14 protein-coding genes and 1 tRNA gene are annotated in these 17,877 nt (G+C 60.8%); 7 read left to right on the top strand and 8 right to left on the bottom strand.

Annotated features, from left to right (window positions below; all coding sequences use genetic code 11):
• Positions 1 to 137: 137 nt before the first annotated feature.
• On the bottom strand, positions 138 to 797 hold the full coding sequence (msrA, locus tag ACQKP1_RS00800; protein WP_427273829.1) for a peptide-methionine (S)-S-oxide reductase MsrA: 660 nt from the start codon (positions 795 to 797) through the stop codon (positions 138 to 140).
• 175 nt (positions 798 to 972) lie between these two features.
• Positions 973 to 1,293 (bottom strand): hypothetical protein, encoded by a 321-nt coding sequence (locus tag ACQKP1_RS00805; protein WP_427273830.1) that lies wholly within the window; start codon positions 1,291 to 1,293, stop codon positions 973 to 975.
• Between the two features lie 171 nt (positions 1,294 to 1,464).
• Here ACQKP1_RS00805 and ACQKP1_RS00810 point away from each other — a divergent pair.
• Positions 1,465 to 1,554, top strand: a tRNA-Ser gene (locus ACQKP1_RS00810).
• Between the two features lie 143 nt (positions 1,555 to 1,697).
• Here ACQKP1_RS00810 and otnI read toward each other — a convergent pair.
• From otnI to ACQKP1_RS00830, 4 genes are all read right to left on the bottom strand, one after another.
• On the bottom strand, positions 1,698 to 2,465 hold the full coding sequence (gene otnI / locus ACQKP1_RS00815; RefSeq protein ID WP_427273831.1) for a 2-oxo-tetronate isomerase: 768 nt from the start codon (positions 2,463 to 2,465) through the stop codon (positions 1,698 to 1,700).
• A 198-nt stretch (positions 2,466 to 2,663) separates the two neighbouring features.
• Positions 2,664 to 4,886, bottom strand: a complete 2,223-nt coding sequence (locus tag ACQKP1_RS00820) for a mechanosensitive ion channel domain-containing protein (RefSeq protein ID WP_427273832.1) — start codon at positions 4,884 to 4,886, stop codon at positions 2,664 to 2,666.
• 327 nt (positions 4,887 to 5,213) lie between these two features.
• On the bottom strand, positions 5,214 to 7,628 hold the full coding sequence (gene ppsA / locus ACQKP1_RS00825; protein WP_427273833.1) for a phosphoenolpyruvate synthase: 2,415 nt from the start codon (positions 7,626 to 7,628) through the stop codon (positions 5,214 to 5,216).
• A gap of 155 nt (positions 7,629 to 7,783) precedes the next feature.
• The gene (locus tag ACQKP1_RS00830; protein WP_203019105.1) at positions 7,784 to 8,431 is read right to left on the bottom strand and encodes a TetR family transcriptional regulator; all 648 of its coding nucleotides are present in this window, start codon (positions 8,429 to 8,431) and stop codon (positions 7,784 to 7,786) included.
• A 185-nt stretch (positions 8,432 to 8,616) separates the two neighbouring features.
• Between ACQKP1_RS00830 and ACQKP1_RS00835 the strand changes: the two genes are divergently transcribed.
• Both ACQKP1_RS00835 and ACQKP1_RS00840 read left to right on the top strand, forming a co-directional pair.
• Entirely contained in the window at positions 8,617 to 9,504 is an 888-nt protein-coding gene (locus ACQKP1_RS00835; RefSeq protein ID WP_427273834.1) for a shikimate dehydrogenase, read from the top strand.
• A gap of 215 nt (positions 9,505 to 9,719) precedes the next feature.
• Complete coding sequence (locus tag ACQKP1_RS00840) at positions 9,720 to 11,609, top strand: bifunctional sugar phosphate isomerase/epimerase/4-hydroxyphenylpyruvate dioxygenase family protein (RefSeq protein ID WP_427273835.1); 1,890 nt, start codon at positions 9,720 to 9,722, stop codon at positions 11,607 to 11,609.
• A 35-nt stretch (positions 11,610 to 11,644) separates the two neighbouring features.
• On the opposite strand, the gene ACQKP1_RS00845 is transcribed toward ACQKP1_RS00840, so the two are convergent.
• Positions 11,645 to 12,322 (bottom strand): GntR family transcriptional regulator, encoded by a 678-nt coding sequence (locus ACQKP1_RS00845; protein ID WP_427273836.1) that lies wholly within the window; start codon positions 12,320 to 12,322, stop codon positions 11,645 to 11,647.
• A gap of 206 nt (positions 12,323 to 12,528) precedes the next feature.
• On the opposite strand from ACQKP1_RS00845, the gene dctP reads away from it, so the two are divergent.
• The 4 genes from dctP to ACQKP1_RS00865 all read left to right on the top strand — a co-directional run bounded on the left by dctP (position 12,529) and on the right by ACQKP1_RS00865 (position 16,435).
• The gene (gene dctP / locus ACQKP1_RS00850; protein ID WP_427273837.1) at positions 12,529 to 13,539 is read left to right on the top strand and encodes a TRAP transporter substrate-binding protein DctP; all 1,011 of its coding nucleotides are present in this window, start codon (positions 12,529 to 12,531) and stop codon (positions 13,537 to 13,539) included.
• A gap of 78 nt (positions 13,540 to 13,617) precedes the next feature.
• Positions 13,618 to 14,181: a TRAP transporter small permease gene (locus tag ACQKP1_RS00855; protein WP_427273838.1), complete on the top strand. Its 564-nt coding sequence runs from the start codon at positions 13,618 to 13,620 to the stop codon at positions 14,179 to 14,181.
• A complete protein-coding gene (locus tag ACQKP1_RS00860; RefSeq protein WP_427273839.1) occupies positions 14,178 to 15,473 on the top strand; it encodes a TRAP transporter large permease in 1,296 nt (431 codons plus the stop codon). Before ACQKP1_RS00855 ends, ACQKP1_RS00860 begins: the two co-directional genes overlap by 4 nt.
• A 32-nt stretch (positions 15,474 to 15,505) precedes the next feature.
• Positions 15,506 to 16,435, top strand: a complete 930-nt coding sequence (locus tag ACQKP1_RS00865) for a dihydrodipicolinate synthase family protein (RefSeq protein ID WP_427273840.1) — start codon at positions 15,506 to 15,508, stop codon at positions 16,433 to 16,435.
• Between the two features lie 17 nt (positions 16,436 to 16,452).
• Here the strand turns inward: ACQKP1_RS00865 and hydA are convergent, their stop codons facing one another.
• Positions 16,453 to 17,862: a dihydropyrimidinase gene (gene hydA / locus ACQKP1_RS00870; RefSeq protein ID WP_427273841.1), complete on the bottom strand. Its 1,410-nt coding sequence runs from the start codon at positions 17,860 to 17,862 to the stop codon at positions 16,453 to 16,455.
• Positions 17,863 to 17,877 lie beyond the last annotated feature (15 nt).

The raw sequence follows: 17,877 nt of genomic DNA on the forward strand, positions 1-17,877 counted from the left end.
CTTGCATGGCTCGCTTCAAAATTCACCAGATTTTTTTCATCTGGTAAAGATTCACAAGCCTGCTGATTTTTCAGCGCAGGACGCTGAAAAATCAGTCAGATCAATGGGGTTTGTGCTGCGCCTTTGGGCAATTGCCCTCAGGCTGCGGGCGAGATCGGGCAGGAGACGCCTGTACCGCGCAGGCCGCAGTAACCATTCGGATTCTTCGCCAGATACTGCTGGTGATACTCCTCGGCGTAATAGAACGGTCCGGCAGGGGCGATTTCCGTTGTCACCCGGCTGCTGCGTCCAGCTTTCACCAGCGCCTCCTGGAAGCGATCGCGAACGGCGATGGCAAGCGCCATATCCTCGTCATCCTCGACATAGATCGCGGAGCGATAGGTGGTGCCGATATCATTGCCCTGGCGCATGCCCTGGGTCGGATCATGCGCCTCGAAGAAGATCTTCAGCAGCCCTTCGAGAGAGATCTTCGCCGGATCATAGACAACCTTGACCACTTCGGTATGTCCGGTCAGGCCGGTGACGGTTTCCTGATAGGTCGGGTTGGGCGTGATCCCGCCCTGGTAGCCGGAGACGGTGAGGTAAACCCCTGGCGTCTGCCAAAGCAGGCGCTCGGCGCCCCAGAAGCAGCCCATACCAAGATAGACGGTCTTCATGCCCTCGGGCACTGGGCCCTTCAGAGGGAGGCCGGAGATGAAATGCGTCGATGCGGTCGGGATCGGCTCCGACCGGCCGGGCAGGGCGTTTTCTGCCGTCGGCATGACCGTCTTCTTATTGAACATGTCGATCAGGAACATCTTGAAACCTCCTGAGGCCGTCTTTCGGCCTGTTTTTACATTTTGCGCTGCCACTTCGGCAGATTGCCGAGTTCCGCGCCAGACGGCTGCGGTCTTCAATCATTGGTCGGCGGCGCCCACCGAAGCTTACAATCTGCCGGGCGTGTTCAAGCCTCTGGCGCACCGAATGTCCGGTTCAAGCTGCAAACCGTCCAGCGAGCGAAGGCTTCTTGTAGCCGATCATCCAGAAGGCGAGCGACAGCACCAGCATGGCGGCAAACGCCGGCTGCGGCAGGACGACATCGCGAAGCGTAAGCCAGGCACCATCGCCGAGCCGCCCGACGACCAACTCTTCGAGTGTCATCAGAGAGCCCGGATGCGTCTCGATCCACGCTTTCGAAATCGGGGTCATGATGACCTGCGAAGCGGAAACCGACGCAATGGCATCGATCACGCCGAACACGACGCCGACGCAAAGCGCAAGCAAACTCAAGACCCTGAACAGGAAGCGCACCACCAATGTCTCCGGCTGAAGCCCGGCACGGCCTTCAAGGCCCGCCGCACTGAGCCTATAGATAGGGAATTGTCGGCCGATGTCAAAATTCTGATAGATTTCGGTTGATCCGCCGAAATTCCTCGGTATATATCGCGCCCGACCAACCGCGGTGGTTTTCCCCGCGTTCCCCCTGGACAGGTGGCCGAGTGGTTTAAGGCGCACGCCTGGAACGCGTGTGTGCGTGAAAGCGTACCGTGGGTTCGAATCCCACCCTGTCCGCCATATTCTAAGATACCAATCCAATTTCATTGTAGAATCTTGGGCTGCAGTCTTGTCCGTTGATCAGCGTGCGACGCGATTTGGATCGGACGTTCTTAGCGGGAACCGTTGATCCAGCGCCTATGGCCCATCCCCCTCAGACTCAATCAAAGTCTGGCCATCCAGCCTAGTCCTTCGAGGGTGCCGTCGGCCGGCCGGTATTCACAGCCGACGTAACCCTGATAGCCGATGGCGTCGATTGCGGCGAAGATCCTGCGGTCGTCGAGTTCACCGGTTGTCGGTTCATGGCGGTCGGGCACCGAGGCAATCTGGATGTGGCCGATCAGAGGTGCCATCTGCCGGAGTGCCATGATCACGTCGCCATGCAAAATCTGCCGGTGATAGACGTCGAATTGCAGTTTGAGATGACTTGCATCCATGTCGCTGATGAAGTCGATGGCGCGTTGGAAGTCGTTGAGGAAATAGCCCGGCATGTCACGACCGTTGATCGGCTCGATGACAAGGCCGATGTCGGCCTCGCCCGTGCGGTCGACGGCACGCTTCAGGTTGTCGCGATACGTCGTGATTGCGGTCTGATCGGCGGCTGGTGCAACACCCGCCATCATATGCAACAGCGGCGTGCCGATGACCTTCGCATAGTCGATCGCCATGTCGAGAGCTGCCGCAAAATCCGCCTCTCGTCCGGCGAGCGCCGCCATGCCGCGCTCGCCGGACGTCCAGTCGCCGGGTGGCATGTTGAAGAGCGCCTGGGCGAGACCGGCCTTTTGCAGCCTTTCGGCGACGACCTCTGCCGGGTGGTCGTAGGGAAAGAGGTATTCGACCGCCCTGAAGCCGCATTCGGCTGCCGCCGCGAAGCGGTCAAGGAAGGGCACCTCGTTGAACATCATCGATAGATTGGCGGCAAATTTCGGCATGTCAGTCCTCATCCTTCATGTCCGGAGGTTAGAGGCGTGCAACCGTTCCGGCCTGCGTGCCACCGAGCTGTCAACGTCACGAACCAAGCCGGCGGCCTCGGTCGCAAGGTTTCGCGCGGTACTCGCGATGGGCAGGGACGATGCTCACCTCCTCGAAAAGCTCAACCGGATCAAGGGCGCAGGCAGGACCCTGCTCGATCACTCCGCGTCCGTGATCAAAACGGGTCTGTCGTCAGATCCAGACTCTGTCCGCACCTCGTTCTTTACCCTCAATGGTGGCGACATACCTGCCTTGTCCTCACCCATGTAGAGCGTGACGTGCGGGAACGGGATTTCTATGCCTCGGCGGTCGAAGACCTGCTTGATCAGCTCGTTGTAAGCGCGACCGGTTGCCCAGTGCCCCCCTGGAACGGTCTTGATGCGTGCGCGCACCATCACGGCGCTGTCGCCGAAAGCGGTTACACCATGCATGTCGAGCTTGTCGACGATCATTTCCCGCCATTCGCTTTGCATCAGAAGGTCGAAGGCCTCGTGCATCGCCTCCTTCACCTCGGTGATGTCCTCTCTGTAGGCCACCCCGATCTCGGCGACGTGGTAGCTGAAACCCTTCATCATGTTGGAAACGGTGTCGACAGAGGAGAAGGGGATCAGATGTAGCGTCCCGTCGAGCGAACGGATCGACACCGAACGGATTGTCAGCCGCTCCACGACCCCACTGACGCTGCCGAGGCTGACGACATCACCTTCGTTCATGACATTTTCCAGCTGGATGAAGACCCCGGTTATGATGTCCTGGACCAGCTTCTGCGCGCCGAAGCCGATCGCCAGACCCAGGACGCCGGCGCCGGCCAGCAAAGGCGCGATGTTGACGCCGATCTGCGCGAGCGCCAGCATGGTGACGAGAACGACCAGAGCAATCGTAAAGGCGTTCTGAAAGAGTGACAGAAGGGTCTTTTCACGGCTGGTCGGAATTGTCCCGAATTGGGGGTTGAGCCTGTATTCGACCCAGGAAGACACGGCCAGATAGGCAACGAAGCCGAACAACAGGATGATCAGCGCCGCCAGAGTGGAGCCGCTGACCCGCTGGCCACTGTCGGACGCGAGCCAGGCAAGAAAATCGATCAGTCTCCAGGCTTGGGCGATGGCGATGATCACGCCGAAGGTCACGATGGCCCGGATGATCTGCATCACACCTGGCACGAAGGCTTTCAGTCGTGCCTCCAGTGCCGGAAGCCGGGCACGAAGGTCATCCGGAAGCCTAAGACCGGCATTTGCGAAGCGTCCGATAAAGGCGGTCACAAGCCCGCCCACAACAATTGCGACGATGGATTTCAAGGTGGCTGCCATCATGTACGGAAGGGCGCCGGAAGGATTGACCAACCAGACCAGTACAATCGCGAAGAGATAGGCGATGGCCAACAGGTGCCATATCCCGGCGAGCAAAGCGCTGCTGCGACTGACGAAATCGCTTCTCCCCTGAGCGGCGCCCGACGACAGGGCGTGGCGCACACGGTCCCGGTTTTGCAAGATGATGACGACACCGATCACCAGGGCGGTGAACATGACCAACACGCGAACGGCCTGGGCCGCGGACTCCGAAACATTGGTTGCCATGATCGGTGCGACGAACATGAAGGCATAACCGATGAGCGAAACGATGCGCGCGATCCAGAAATACCAATAGGCTGCCGACGTGTCCGAGACCGGTATGGGTCTGAGGTTCGAAAACCGCGGATGCAGCAGTAGGCGCATCGTCACCTTGATCAACTCAACCAGGAGGAAGGCATTCAGGAGGAGAGTCTGATTGATATCCATCTGGCCGGTTCCGCCACCGACCACTTGCAGAGCGAGGAAATAGCCCACGCCCCAGGCCAGAGCGACGGTGACGACATCCGCGACGGTGGCGACCAGCACATATGTCGCTTTGACGAACCAGTGACGACCGGCGGCGCGATTGTCGAAGCTGCGCTGAAGAGGATGGACAAGTATCCGCAAGACAAGGAACGAGGTGAATAGCCCGGCGGCCACCAGCACTACGTTCAGGATGATAGAACGGAGCGCTGTGTAGTCGCCCGGGTCGGGATCCGTGATCATCGCGGCGAGCGCCACCAGCCCGGTCCAAACCGTGCTCCCACCGGCCACGATCTGCTCGGCTGCCGCTCGTGTTTGTTCTGCGACTTGCCGCGCAATGGTGGCTTCGCCGCTCGGTTGATCCGTGGACGCCTGTGTTGCCGCCTCGGTCTTCAGCCTGGTCAGAAGTGCTGTTCGGGCCTCTTCACTTTCCAGGATACGGATAAGCTCGTCGACGCCCGTCACGGTCTGCGGCGTCGATTGATCGTTCTCCTGCGCGTCGGCAGCTGGCGGCAGGGCGAATAGCGCTAGGAGCGCCAGAAGGCTGACGAGGTGGCGAAGAGTGATCATGTGTCGCTTTCAATCGAATTTGGTCATGATGCGACATGGAACTCCTGCCTTTCTCGTCAACCCTCGATACGATCAGAAGGCTGACGAATTATGGAGTACGATGATCTTTGCGTTCTCAGAGAGATGAGGACGGGGCGTGAAGGTCGGCGACCAATCGAGCGACAAACACCCGCTTCCAAAGGCATCATCGGTAGCGCCGGCGTGAATGCGAACACCTGCGCTCTGCCGGGCGAGGCGCCCAGGCGAGAACAGCCTCGCTGCGCGCCACCATGACCCGGACAACAAAAATGTTCGGTCTCGCTGCTTCTGATGGTAACTTGAGGTCATTCAACCATATGGCTCCGCGCCGCCGGCAACTCCCTTTGCATTCTCGGCTTCCGAAACATTCTGCTTGACCGCGATGAAGCTGTCCGGCGTGACCGAGATGCTGTCGATCCCGCACTCGACGAGGAACTTGGCAAATTCCGGATGGTCGCTCGGTGCCTGGCCGCAAAGGCCGATCTTGGCCCCGGCAGCCTTGGCTTCGCCGATCACGCTGCGGATCATCCATCTGACCGCTTCGTCCTGCTCGTCGAACAGATCGGCCAGTTCGCCGGAATCGCGGTCGACCCCGAGTGTCAGCTGGGTCAGGTCGTTCGATCCGATGGAGAATCCATCGAAATGCTGGGCGAACTGCTTGGCAAGGATGACGTTCGAGGGGATCTCGCACATGACGAAGACCTGCAGGTCGCTTTCCCCGCGCCTCAGTCCGTTTTCGGCCATCACGTCCAGCACCTTTTCGGCCTCCGCAACGGACCGGCAGAAGGGGATCATCACCACGACATTCTTGAAGCCAAGTTCGTTGCGCAGCTTTCGAATGGCTCTGCATTCCAGGGCAAATCCGTCCCGGTATCGCGGCGAATAATAGCGCGAGGCGCCGCGAAAACCGATCATCGGGTTTTCCTCGGTCGGCTCGAACGCGGCACCGCCAAGAAGCCCCGCATATTCATTGGTCTTGAAATCGCTCATCCGGACGATGACAGGCTTCGGGTAGAAGGCAGCTGCGATCCTCGCCAGTCCTTCGGCGAGCTTGTCGACGAAGTAGGCGGACTTGTCGGCATAGCCGGCCGTCAGTTCGGCGATTTCGGCCTTGGCACTCTGATCCGTCAGGCTGTCGAGATTCACCAGCGCCATGGGATGGATACGAATAGCGTTGCTGATGACGAATTCCATGCGCGCCAGGCCAACGCCGTCCGCCGGCAGTCGCCACCAGCGGAAAGCGGCCCCTGGATTGGCTAGGTTAAGCATCACCTTCGTCTTCGTCGCCGGAATATCCTCCATGTCGAGTGTCTGGACCTCGTAGTCGGCGCGGCCCTCATAGATCGACGCCTCGTCGCCCTCGGCACAGGACACGGTGATCTCCTGGCCGGAATGCAGGACTTGGGTGGCTGTCCCCGTCCCGACAATTGCCGGTAGCCCCAGTTCCCGGCTGACAATGGCGGCATGCGAGGTGCGGCCGCCATGGTCGGTCACGATGGCAGCCGCTCGCTTCATGATCGGAACCCAGTCGGGGTCGGTCGTGGACGTGACCAGGATCGATCCGTCGACGAATTGCCCGATGTCGCGGGCATTCTCGATCAGGCAGACCTGGCCGGAGACGACGGCGTCGCCGATTGACAGGCCCGTGAGCAGTGTCTTGCCCTTGCTCTTGATCTGATACGAGCTGAACACTGCGGTTTCGCGGTTCGACTGGACCGTTTCCGGCCGTGCCTGGACGATATAGAGGCGCCCGGTATGCCCGTCCCGGGCCCATTCCATATCCATCGCGCAGCCGTAATGGCGTTCGATGGTCGTCGCCCAGCGTGCCAGTGTCAGGATCTCGGCGTCTGATAGCACATAGGCGGCGCGCTCCGCTTTCGATGTCGGCACGTTGCGCGTCGGCTGCTCGGCAGAGCCATAGATCATCTTGATGGTCTTGCCGCCGCACTTCTTTGAAATGATCGGGCTGAGCGCCGGATCGTCCAGGAGCGGTTTGAAGACCTGATATTCGTCCGGGTCGACGGCACCCTGGACGACATTTTCGCCGAGCCCCCAGGCGGCATCGATCAGGACGACCTTGTCGAACCCTGTTTCCGTATCGATCGAGAACATCACGCCCGATCCGCCAATGTCGGAACGCACCATTTGCTGGATCCCGACAGACAGCGCGACCTTCATATGGTCGAAGCCTTTCGTCTGACGATAGGAGATCGCCCGGTCGGTAAACAGCGAGGCAAAGCAGCGCTTGCAGGCCTGCAAGAGTTCCGTCTGCCCGACGATGTTGAGAAATGTCTCCTGCTGTCCGGCAAAGCTCGCATCCGGAAGGTCTTCGGCCGTTGCGCTGGAGCGGACGGCGACACTGACGTCAGGTTGACCGGCTCTGTCTGCCAGGCCGCGATAGGCCTCGACGATGGCAGCGGCCGTGGCAGCCGGCCAGTCTGCCCTGAGGAACAGCTGGCGGATGGCTGCCCCCGTCTCGGAAAGGCTTGCCTTGCCGGCAGTCCAGTCGGCGATCGATTTGCCGATCGATTCACGGATCTGGTTTTCGTCGATGAAATGCCAGTAGGCATCGGAGGTGGTCGCAAAACCCGGCGGAACATCGACGCCCTGGAGGCTGAGCTCCTGGATCATTTCTCCGAGCGAGGAATTCTTGCCGCCGACCTTGGCGACATCCGAGCGTTTGAGGTCATCAAACCAGACGACATGAGTTGTTACATGATGCATGCCTACCTCCTCCAGGGACGGGTTGCTTCAAGCGAACCCAAGGGGAAGGCTATCGGCAAAGCGCCGACTGGCGGTTGACACACATCAATAGCGGCCAGCATTCGTTGCCGGAGCGTTTCGCCCGGCCTCGGAGAGTTCCTCGATTTTCCACGCGCTCAAAGATCGGTGCTACGCAGATATCCAAGCACGGCGTCAGCGATCATCGACTTGTGACGGTCGTAGAGGTCCGGTTCGGAGAGGTCGCGCTTGAAGATCGTGCCGAAGGTGTAACGGTTTGAGACGCGAAAGAAGCAGAAGGCGCTGATCAGCATGTGCAGATCGATCGCGTCGACTGGACGCCGGAACAGGCCGCTCTTCAGGCCGCGGTCGATGATGTCCTGCAGCGTGCGAATGACGGAGATGTTCAGATCGGCGATTTCACTCGATCGCTTCATATGCATAGCATGATGGATATTCTCGATGCTGACGAGCCGCACGAAGTCGGGATTGTGCTCGTCGTGGTCGAAGGTCGTGCTGATCAGCCGGCGCAGAGCTTCGTCTGGCGCCAGTTCCGACAGCTGCAGGTCCGCTTCGAGCGATCGGATCTTGCGATAGGCCTTTTCCAGCACCGCCAGATACAGCCCCTCCTTGCTGCCGTAGTAGTAATAGATCATCCGCTTGGACGTGCGCGTCTTCTCGGCAATCTGATCCACCCGTGCGCCCGACAGCCCGAACTCGGCGAACTCTTCCGTTGCGACATCCAGGATGTCTTCACGTGTCCGCTCAGGGTCGTTCCTGCGCGTTTCCCTCGCCGTTTTCGCCATAGTCTCCATCCCCGATCGCGATTGCGGCCATTGCCAACGCAGCGCGCCTTCAGTTCATAGTGGTCTCGGGACCACGCTTCAAGCCAGCCAGCGTTGACACTAACTAGTTAGTACATTATCGTCGTTGTCAGGTTGGGAGGCCGGAAGCGTGGACGAGGTCCGGGCTTCGACATTGGGAGGCGGTTATGAAGCAAAAGCGCGATATCTTGCGCGCCGGACTGATCGGGTTCGGCATTCAGCGCTCGCTGACCCCTGCCATGCACATGCGCGAAGGCGAGGCCCAGGGCGTCGACTATCGCTACGACCTCATCGACCTCAATGAGCGCAAGCTCGGCCCCGAAGACCTCGACGCGCTTGTCGCCGAGGCTGAGCAACGCGGCTTCTGCGGCCTCAACATCACCTATCCCTGCAAGCAGAGAATCCTGCCCTTGCTGACCGACATCTCCGAGGACGCGCGCAAGCTCGGCGCCGTCAACACGGTGATCTTGCGCGACGGAAAGCGCATCGGCCACAACACCGACTGGTGGGGATTCGCGCAAGGGCTTTCCCGCCAACTGCCTGACGCGGACTTGTCGTCCGTGGTTCAGATCGGTGCCGGCGGTGCCGGCGCGGCGACGGCCTATGCCGTGCTCGAAATGGGCGCGCGGTCACTGGCGATCTTCGATATTGATCTAGAGAAGGCATCGGAACTCGCGTCCCTCATGGCGAGACATTTCCCGGAAGCGTCGGTCAGCGTGGCTTCCGATCTGCAGACTGCCATCGGCCGCGCAACCGGGCTCGTCCATGCCACGCCGATTGGAATGGACAAGCATCCCGGCATGCCCGTGCCCACAGAACTGTTGCACCCGGGCCTCTGGGTCGCCGAGGTGGTTTATTTCCCCTTGGAGACGGCGCTGCTGCAGGCCGCCCGTCAGCGCGGATGTCGCGTGGCGAACGGCGGCGGCATGGCCGTCTTCCAGGCGGTCGGCGCATTCTCGTTGTTCACGGGCCTTGAGCCCGATGTCGGTCGCATGCTCCGCCATTTTGAAGCGCTGACTGAGGGTGGTGTCACACGCCAGCCTCAGACGGCTTGAGGCGGAGAGTGCATTTGGAGTGGTGGGAAGTCAGGCGCTGACAGCCTGGCTGGATTGAAACGGTTGGCCTGGAAGGGCAGGGAGGAGGAAGACATGTCCGGCATCATCGACATCCTGAACTCCCAGGCTGTGCGTCACGCGTCGCTCTCCCGTACGCCAATTCATTGCATACGATCCGCTCTGCTGACCGCTCTCGTCCATAAGAGGAGGCCCGCATGAAGACCTCGATTGCGACCGTCTCCATCAGCGGTGAGTTCGAGGAAAAGCTCGCCGCCATCGCGCGCGCCGGCTTCGATGCCGTCGAGATCTTCGAGAACGACTTCCTAGCCTTCGACCGTTCGCCGGCCGAGGTCGGGCAGATGGTTCGTGATCACGGACTTGCTGTGTCGCTTTTCCAGCCGTTTCGTGATTTCGAAGGCATGCCCGAACCGTTCCGCTCTCGCAATTTCGATCGCGCCGAGCGCAAATTCGATCTGATGGCCGAGCTCGGCACGGATCTGATGCTGATCTGCTCGAACGCCTCACCGGTCGCGCTGGGCGGGATCGATCGCGCCGCCGAGGATTTCCATGCGCTCGGCGAGCGCGCGGCCCGTCGCGGCTTGCGGGTGGGTTACGAGGCCCTCGCCTGGGGCCGGCATATCAACGACCATCGCGACGCCTGGGAGATCGTCCGCCGCGCCGATCACCCCAGCATCGGCCTGATCCTCGACAGCTTCCATACCTTGTCTCGCAAGATCGAGCTGAATTCGATCCGGTCGATCCCCGGCGATCGCATCTTCATTGTCCAGCTCGCGGATGCGCCGCTGATCGAAATGGATCTCCTCTATTGGTCGCGCCATTTCCGCAACATGCCGGGCGAAGGCGACTTGGCCGTCACCGCCTTCATGCAGGCCGTCGCGGCCACCGGGTACAACGGCTATCTGTCGCTGGAAATTTTCAATGACCAGTTTCGCGGGGGCTCACCCGACGCGATATCGCGCGACGGACGTCGCTCGCTGGTCAACCTAATGGATCAGGTGGCCCGGGCCGAACCGAAGATCAGCATACCGGTGCCGGCCATGCCCGATCGCGCCAAAGTATCCGACATCGCCTTCATCGAATTCGCCGCCGGCGAAGACGAGGAGCGCGAACTCGAAGCCCTCTTCACGCTTCTCGGCTTCGTGCCCACTGCCCGGCATCGCTCGAAGGCCGTGACCCTCTATCGCCAGGGCGACATCAATCTCGTCATCAACAGGGAAGAGAAGGGTTTCGCCAACGCATCCTATCTCGTCCATGGGGCCAATGCCTATGCCTTCGGACTCATGGTCGATGACGCGGCAGAGGCCCACAGGCGCGCGCTTCAGCTCGGTGCCGAGGATTTCCGCCAGTCCGTCGGTCCAGGCGAACTGCAGGTCCCGGCGATCCGCGGCGTCGGCGGAGGGCTCGTCTACTTCCTCGACCAAAAGAGTGAACTCGCGCGGATATTCGACGTCGAGTTCATGCCTCTCGATGAAACGCCGGAGAGCAGCGTCCACATCGGCCTGACCCGGGTCGACCACATCGCCCAGACAACGCGCTATGAGGAAATGCTCACCTGGCTGCTCTTCTACACATCGCAGCTCGATGCCCGGAAGACGCCGATGGTCGACATCATCGATCCGGCGGGCCTCGTCAGAAGTCAGGTGGTCGAGACCCCGGACGGGCGCCTGCGAATCACCCTGAACGGCGCTGAAAACCGCAACACGCTGGCCGGCCGCTTCATCGCCGAAACCTTCGGCTCTGGCATCCAGCACATCGCCTTCGAGACGGACGACATCTTCGCCACCGCCGAGGCGCTTGCCGCGAAAGGTTTCCGATCCCTGGTGATCTCGCCCAATTATTACGACGACATCGAAGCCCGCTTTGGTCTCGATCCCGATCTCGTCGAGCGGATGAAATCGGCGAATATCCTCTATGATCAGGATGAAGCGGGGGAGTATTTCCAGCTTTACTCGCCGACCTATGGCGAGGGTTTCTTCTTCGAAATCGTCGAGCGTCGGGGCTATCGTGGCTACGGAGCGCCGAATGCGATCTTCCGCATCGCTGCCCTCAAGCGCCATCTGCGTCCAAAGGGAATGCCGAAATGAGCGCCCGGATTATCCACGCAGCCGGCCGCGGCCGTTCAGTTCGCCACCGTGCCACCGAGCGCGATCGTCAGCGACTGGTCGATGTGACGCGACAGAGCCGCGGCAGCCTGCTCGGCAGACCCCTCCATCAGCGGGTTGAGGAAGGCCAGATGCTCGGAGATAACCCGTTTGGCATTGTCCCGGGTCACGCGCACTCTGGTTTGCGCGGTCATCCGGATCTTGATCGCCGTGACACGGTAGACATTGGAGATCAGGCTGTTCTCCATGACATCGACCATGTCGGCATGCATCTGCCAGTCATAGACCTGCAACTCGCGCAGGAAGGCCGGAAGGTCGGTGATGTCGTCGCCGCCGAGCCGCGCGCTGGCTTGGATGTGCCAGTCGAGCCAGTTCGCGATCACGGCACGGTCGAGGCGCTGGATCATGTCCGGGATGGCGCTGAGTTCGATGATGCGGCGCATCTGATACGCTTCCCGCACGAAGGTCACGTCGAGGCTCGGCACCATCAGCCCGCGTTGCGGCAGCGTCTGCAAAAGGCCTTCGGCCTCGAGCCGCGGGATGGCTTCGCGGATGGCGCTCAAGGTCAGACCCGTCGTCTCGACCAGCGCGCGCTGGGAGATGACCTGGCCCGGCTTCAGCCGACCCCAGTTCAGAAGTTCTTCAATTCGACTATAGGCGAGCTGCCTGAGGGAGCTTTCACCTGTCGTCGACATAACTGCCTGCCGGGCGCTCGGTTGGTCTCTCATGGGATCACACTGTCGTTGTTCGGGATTGATAACAGCACACTAACATGTTAGTTCGATATCAGTAAGGCAGGATCTCTGCCATCAGCGCGTTTTCACAGGTTTGGAGGACCGGAAGCGAGTTGGGGCGGAAAGACAACCAGAAGTTCCATAGTCAAACGGGAGGAGACTACGCAATGAAACTCACACTGACCCGCCGCTTCCTGATGGCATCCGCCATCACCTTTACGGCACTCGCCGCGAGCGGTCCGCTCGCAATCGCCCAGGACAAGCCGGTGATCCGCATGTCCACTCCGGCCTCCGAGACCGATCAGCGATCCGTGGCGCTCGCAACCGTCTTCGGCCCGGCGATCGGCGAATTTGCCACCTACCAGCCGCACTACAACGCCTCCCTCGTGCCGCAGGGCTCGGAGCTTGAGGCCATCGCGGCCGGCGACCTCGAAATGTCGATCACGTCGGCGCAGGAACTTGCAAACTTCCTGCCGGAATTCTCGATCTTTGCCACCGGCTATGTTCACCGCAGCGCCCAGCATCAGGTCAATGTCTTCAGCGACCCGCTGATGGATCCGTTCAAGGAGAAGGTCGAAAGCGAACTCGGCGTGAAGCTCCTCGCCGTCATGTATCTGGGCAAGCGTCACGTGAACCTGCGCTTCCCGCGCTCTGAAAAGAACATTATGACCCCGGCAGATCTCGCTGGCGTCAACCTGCGCATGCCCGGCAGCGACGCCTGGCAGTTCCTCGGCCGCGCGCTCGGCGCAAACCCGACGCCGGTGGCCTTCACCGAAATCTACACCGGCCTGCAGACCGGCTCGGTCGATGGTCAGGACAATCCGCTGCCGACGGTTGTCGATGCAAAGTTCTACGAAGTTACCAAGCAGGTGAGCCTGACCGCCCACCTCGTTGACCTGAACTACGTCGCCTTCTCCAAGGCCGTCTGGGACAAACTGACGCCGGAACAGCAGGCCACGGTCCAGAAGGCAGCAGAAGATGCAGCCCAGGCCGGCCGTGAAGGCCAGTTGAAGAAGGAAGACGAATTGGTCGCCTTCCTCAAGGATCAGGGCCTTGAGGTCTATGAGCCCGATCTCGACGCCTTCCGCACCCATGTCCAGGCACAGTATGTCGGCTCGGACTTCGCCAAGGCCTGGCCGGAAGGTGTTCTCGACAAGATCAACGCCATCGCTGACTGAGCGCGATCTGACCTGAACCGGGCCGGGGAGCGATCTCCGGCCCATCGTCGAACATGATGTCCTGTCGAAGGTGATGGTGTGTCTTCTCTAACCAGACTGTTTCGGACCTCGGCGGAGGCCGTGGCTGCCGCGCTGATGGCCGCCATGTTTGCGACCTTCATCCTGCAGGTCCTCGTTCGCTACACGGCACGCCTGCCCTGGGTCGCCGAGAACATGCCCTTTCTCCAGCCGACCAATTTCGGCTGGACGCTGGAATTCTGCCTCGCGCTCTGGGTCTGGCTGATCTTCTGGGGCAACAGCTTTGTCGTCAGGGTTGAGGATCACGTCACCTTCGACGTTCTCTATGTCTCGGTGTCACCGCGCATCCGCCGGATCTTCGCCGTCGTTACCGGCCTTGCCGTCGCCATCGCGCTGCTTCTGTCCATCGCGCCCACCTGGGATCGCCTCGCCATCCTTCGCCTGAAGAAGACAGCTACCCTCGGCGATCTCTTCGGCGACTGGATCCGGATGCGGGATGTCTACATGATCTATATCGTCTTCCTCGTCGCCGTCGCCGGCCGCTATCTCTGGCAGGTCTGGCAGGCACTGCGCGAAAGCCTTGGAGGCACGGGTGACAGCGGACGGACGGGAGGCCAGGCATGAGCATCGCCTTTCTCCTCTGCATCGTCATTCTGCTCGGGCTTGCCGTGATGGGCACGCCGATCGCCTATGCGATCCTGGTCGCCTCCTTCGCCTATCTCGCCGCCAGCGGTCAGAGCATCGGCATCAGCGGGAAGATCCTGCTCGATGGCCTTTACCAAAGCTTCATTCTGCTCGCCGTGCCGCTGTTCATCATCGCGGCCAACATCATGAATGCCGGATCGGTCTCCGATCGGCTGCTGCAATTCTGCGTTGCCCTGGTCGGCCGTTTCCGCGGTGGCCTTGGCCATGTCAACATCCTGTCTTCCCTGGTCTTTTCCGGCATGTCAGGCTCGGCGATTGCCGATGCGGCCGGCATCGGCAAGATGATCATCGACATGATGGTGAAGTCCGGCCACTACACGCGCGGCTATGCCGCTGCGATCACGGCTGCATCCGCCACTATTGGCCCGATCATTCCACCGTCTATCCCGATGGTGCTCTATGCCCTCGTGTCCAACACCTCCATCGGCTTCCTCTTCCTTGGCGGCATCGTCCCCGGCCTTATGATGGGGGCCATGCTGATGGCGATGAACGCGTGGATCTCCCACAGACGCGGCTTTGCCAAGCATGAGCCAGTACCGCTGCGGGAATTCCCGGCCCTGACCATCAATGCCGGCCCTGCCTTGTTGATGCCGGCGATCCTGCTCTACGGCATCTATGGCGGCGTCACGACGCCGACCGAGGCAGCAGCCGTCGCGGCCTTCTATGCGCTGATCCTGGCGACGATCTTCTACCGCTCGCTGAGCTTCAAGCATTTTTACGAAATCCTGGTCACCAGCGCCCGGTCGTCGGCGGCTGTCGGCCTTATCATCGGCGGCGCGCTCATCCTCAACTACATCGTCGCCTCGGAGAACATTCCGACCGTCGTCGCCAATGCCCTGGTTGACTTTGATGTACATCCGCTCGTCTTCCTGCTCGCCGTCAACGTGCTTCTGCTTGTTCTCGGCTGTTTCCTGGATGCCTCCACGATCATCCTGGTCATCATTCCCCTGTTCATTCCGACATGCCGGGCGCTCGGTATCGACCTCGTGCATTTCGGTGTGGTCGCCGTGGTCAACTGCATGATCGGCCTGATCACCCCGCCCTATGGCATCCTGCTCTTCGTCATCAATGCCGTGACGCGCATACCGCTGGCCGAAATCATCCGAGAGATCTGGCTCTTCCTGGCGGCCCTGATGGTTGCCCTGCTGCTGCTGATTCTCATTCCCGACATCACACTGATGCTGCCGCGTGCCCTCGGTTATGCCGGCTGATCGCAAATGCCCCTGTTTCGAGGACCGCTTCAATGACGCATAACTTCCACGGGATCGTCCCAGTGATGATCACGCCCTTCGACGACAACAACGCGATCGACTGGGATGGCTATGCCAGGCTGATCGAATGGTACATCGACAATGGCTGCCATGGCCTGTTCGCCGTGTGCCAGTCTTCAGAAATGCTGTTTCTGACGCTCGAGGAGCGAACCGAGCTCGCCTCCTTCACCGTCAAACAGGTCAAGGGTCGCGTCCCGGTCGTCGCGTCCGGACATATTTCCGAGAGCATGGACGACCAGAAGGCAGAGCTTCGGGCCATGGCGGAAACGGGTGTCGATGCCGTCGTGCTCGTGACCAACCGCCTTGCGTCTGCCGACGAGGATGCGACCGTCTTCCGCTCTAGGATGCAGGACCTGCTCAGTGCGATCCCGACCGAGATGACGCTCGGACTTTATGAGTGCCCCGCACCCTATCGCCGGTTGTTGACCGATGATGAGGTCCGCTGGTGCGCAGAAAGCGGTCGCTTCGCCTTCCTAAAGGATGTCTCCTGCGATCTTGACCATATCCGCCGCAGGCTTACCCTGGTCGAAAACACGCCGCTTGCGATCAACAATGCCAATGCAGCGATCGCCTGGCCCTTCCTTCAGGCCGGCGGCCACGGCTTTTCCGGCGTGATGAACAACTTCCACCCGGATCTCTATCGTTGGCTCTACGACCACGGCAAAGCCCATCCGGAACTGGCCGCGGAACTGGACACCTTCCTCGTCCTATCGGCGATGTCAGAGAGCCTCGGCTATCCCAAGCTGGCCAAGCATTTCCACCGCCGTATCGGCACATTCGCCAATGTTCACAGCCGCGCCGTGCCACATGACATCACGGAGCGCCACTGGGCCGTGGAAACCATTCTGGATCACATCGTGACGGGTGCAGACCGCTTCCGTTCAAAAATCGCGAGAGCCTGAACCGGTTCTAGCCCAACTTAGGCCGGTGCGGTGCTCAAGGCCGATCGTTTGCGGCTGAGGTAACGCCCCTCTTCCGCACGAACGATGGATCCCTGATCCATCACGGTCTTGCCGCGGACCAGCAGGCGCACCGGCCACCCCGTCACCGCAAGCCCTTCATAGGGCGTGTAGTCTGCTCCGTGCTGCAGCATCTCATTGGTCAGGCTGAGCTGCTTTCTTGGGTCCCAAAGCGCGATGTCGGCATCTGAGCCGATCGCGATCGTGCCCTTCTGCGGATACATTCCGTAGAGCTTGGCGTGGTTGGTCGACGTCACCGCAACGAAGCGATTGATATCGATCCGGCCCTTCATCACCCCTTCGGAAAACAGAATGGGAAGGCGCGTTGCCACGCCCGGAATGCCGTTCGGGATCCAGCGGAAATGCCGCTTGCCCTTCTCGTTCAGCTTGCCCTCGGGATCATCAAAGCGGAAGGGGCAGTGATCGGATGAGAAGAGGTCGAAAACGCCCTGTTCGATGCCCTCCCAGCAGGCATCCTGGCTCGGCTTGTCGCGCGGCGGCGGCGAGCACACGAACTTTGCGCCGTCCAGACCCTCTAGATCGAGGTCATCCGCCGTCAGCATCAGATACTGCGGGCAGGTCTCGCCGGCGATCTTCTGTCCGCGCTGGCGGGCGCGGCGAATTTCTTCCATCGCCTCGCGGTTGGAGACATGCACGATCACGATGGGCACATCGACGATTTCGGCGAGCGACAGCGCCCGATGGGTCGCTTCGCGTTCGGCCGCCACCGGCCGGGTGGTGGCGTGATATTTCGGGGCGTACTTCCCCTCTTCCTCGTGCCGGCCGATCAGATAGCGGATCGCGTCTTCGTTTTCGCAGTGGACCATGACCAGCGCACCGGTGCGTTTTGCCGTATCCAGCGTGGCCAGAATTTCATCGTCACGCAGGCGCAAGCCCTCATAGGTCATGAAGACCTTGAGCGAGGTATAGCCATCCTCGATAAGCGCCGGCAGTTCCTGGCCGAGAACTTCCGCCGTCGGATCGGTCACGACGAGGTGGAAGGAGACGTCGATATGACATTTCCCCTCGGCCTTGCCGTGATAGATCTTGAGCGCCTCGCGCAGTGACTGACCCTTTTCCTGCATGCAGAAGGCAAGCACGCTACTGTTGCCGCCGATCGCAGCCGAGCGCGTGCCGCTGTCGAAATCGTCGGCCATGACGATGCCCTCGCCGGACGGCTGGTCGAGATGCACATGGCTGTCGATCCCGCCGGGGAGGACGAAGAGCCCCGTCGCATCGATCACCTCGTCGGCATCCGTCAGATCGGCTGCCAGCGACACGATCCGCCCGTTCTTGATGCCGACATCGCTGACGAAGGTATCGCTTGCGGTCACCACCGTTCCGTTGCGGATCACCGTGTCGAAATGCATGGGGCTCGTCCTTCT

The sequence above is a fragment of the Allorhizobium sp. NPDC080224 genome (assembly GCF_050281005.1).
Lineage (GTDB): Bacteria > Pseudomonadota > Alphaproteobacteria > Rhizobiales > Rhizobiaceae > Allorhizobium.

What these genes read in the sequence shown, in the direction of transcription:
- ACQKP1_RS00845 (WP_427273836.1), bottom strand. Translation starts at nt 12,322, where the DNA reads ATGTCGACGACAGGTGAAAGCTCCCTCAGGCAGCTCGCCTATAGTCGA.
- hydA (WP_427273841.1), bottom strand. Translation starts at nt 17,862, where the DNA reads ATGCATTTCGACACGGTGATCCGCAACGGAACGGTGGTGACCGCAAGC.
- dctP (WP_427273837.1), top strand. Translation starts at nt 12,529, where the DNA reads ATGAAACTCACACTGACCCGCCGCTTCCTGATGGCATCCGCCATCACC.
- ppsA (WP_427273833.1), bottom strand. Translation starts at nt 7,628, where the DNA reads ATGCATCATGTAACAACTCATGTCGTCTGGTTTGATGACCTCAAACGC.
- ACQKP1_RS00835 (WP_427273834.1), top strand. Translation starts at nt 8,617, where the DNA reads ATGAAGCAAAAGCGCGATATCTTGCGCGCCGGACTGATCGGGTTCGGC.
- ACQKP1_RS00830 (WP_203019105.1), bottom strand. Translation starts at nt 8,431, where the DNA reads ATGGCGAAAACGGCGAGGGAAACGCGCAGGAACGACCCTGAGCGGACA.
- msrA (WP_427273829.1), bottom strand. Translation starts at nt 797, where the DNA reads ATGTTCCTGATCGACATGTTCAATAAGAAGACGGTCATGCCGACGGCA.
- ACQKP1_RS00860 (WP_427273839.1), top strand. Translation starts at nt 14,178, where the DNA reads ATGAGCATCGCCTTTCTCCTCTGCATCGTCATTCTGCTCGGGCTTGCC.
- otnI (WP_427273831.1), bottom strand. Translation starts at nt 2,465, where the DNA reads ATGCCGAAATTTGCCGCCAATCTATCGATGATGTTCAACGAGGTGCCC.
- ACQKP1_RS00840 (WP_427273835.1), top strand. Translation starts at nt 9,720, where the DNA reads ATGAAGACCTCGATTGCGACCGTCTCCATCAGCGGTGAGTTCGAGGAA.
- ACQKP1_RS00820 (WP_427273832.1), bottom strand. Translation starts at nt 4,886, where the DNA reads ATGATCACTCTTCGCCACCTCGTCAGCCTTCTGGCGCTCCTAGCGCTA.
- ACQKP1_RS00865 (WP_427273840.1), top strand. Translation starts at nt 15,506, where the DNA reads ATGACGCATAACTTCCACGGGATCGTCCCAGTGATGATCACGCCCTTC.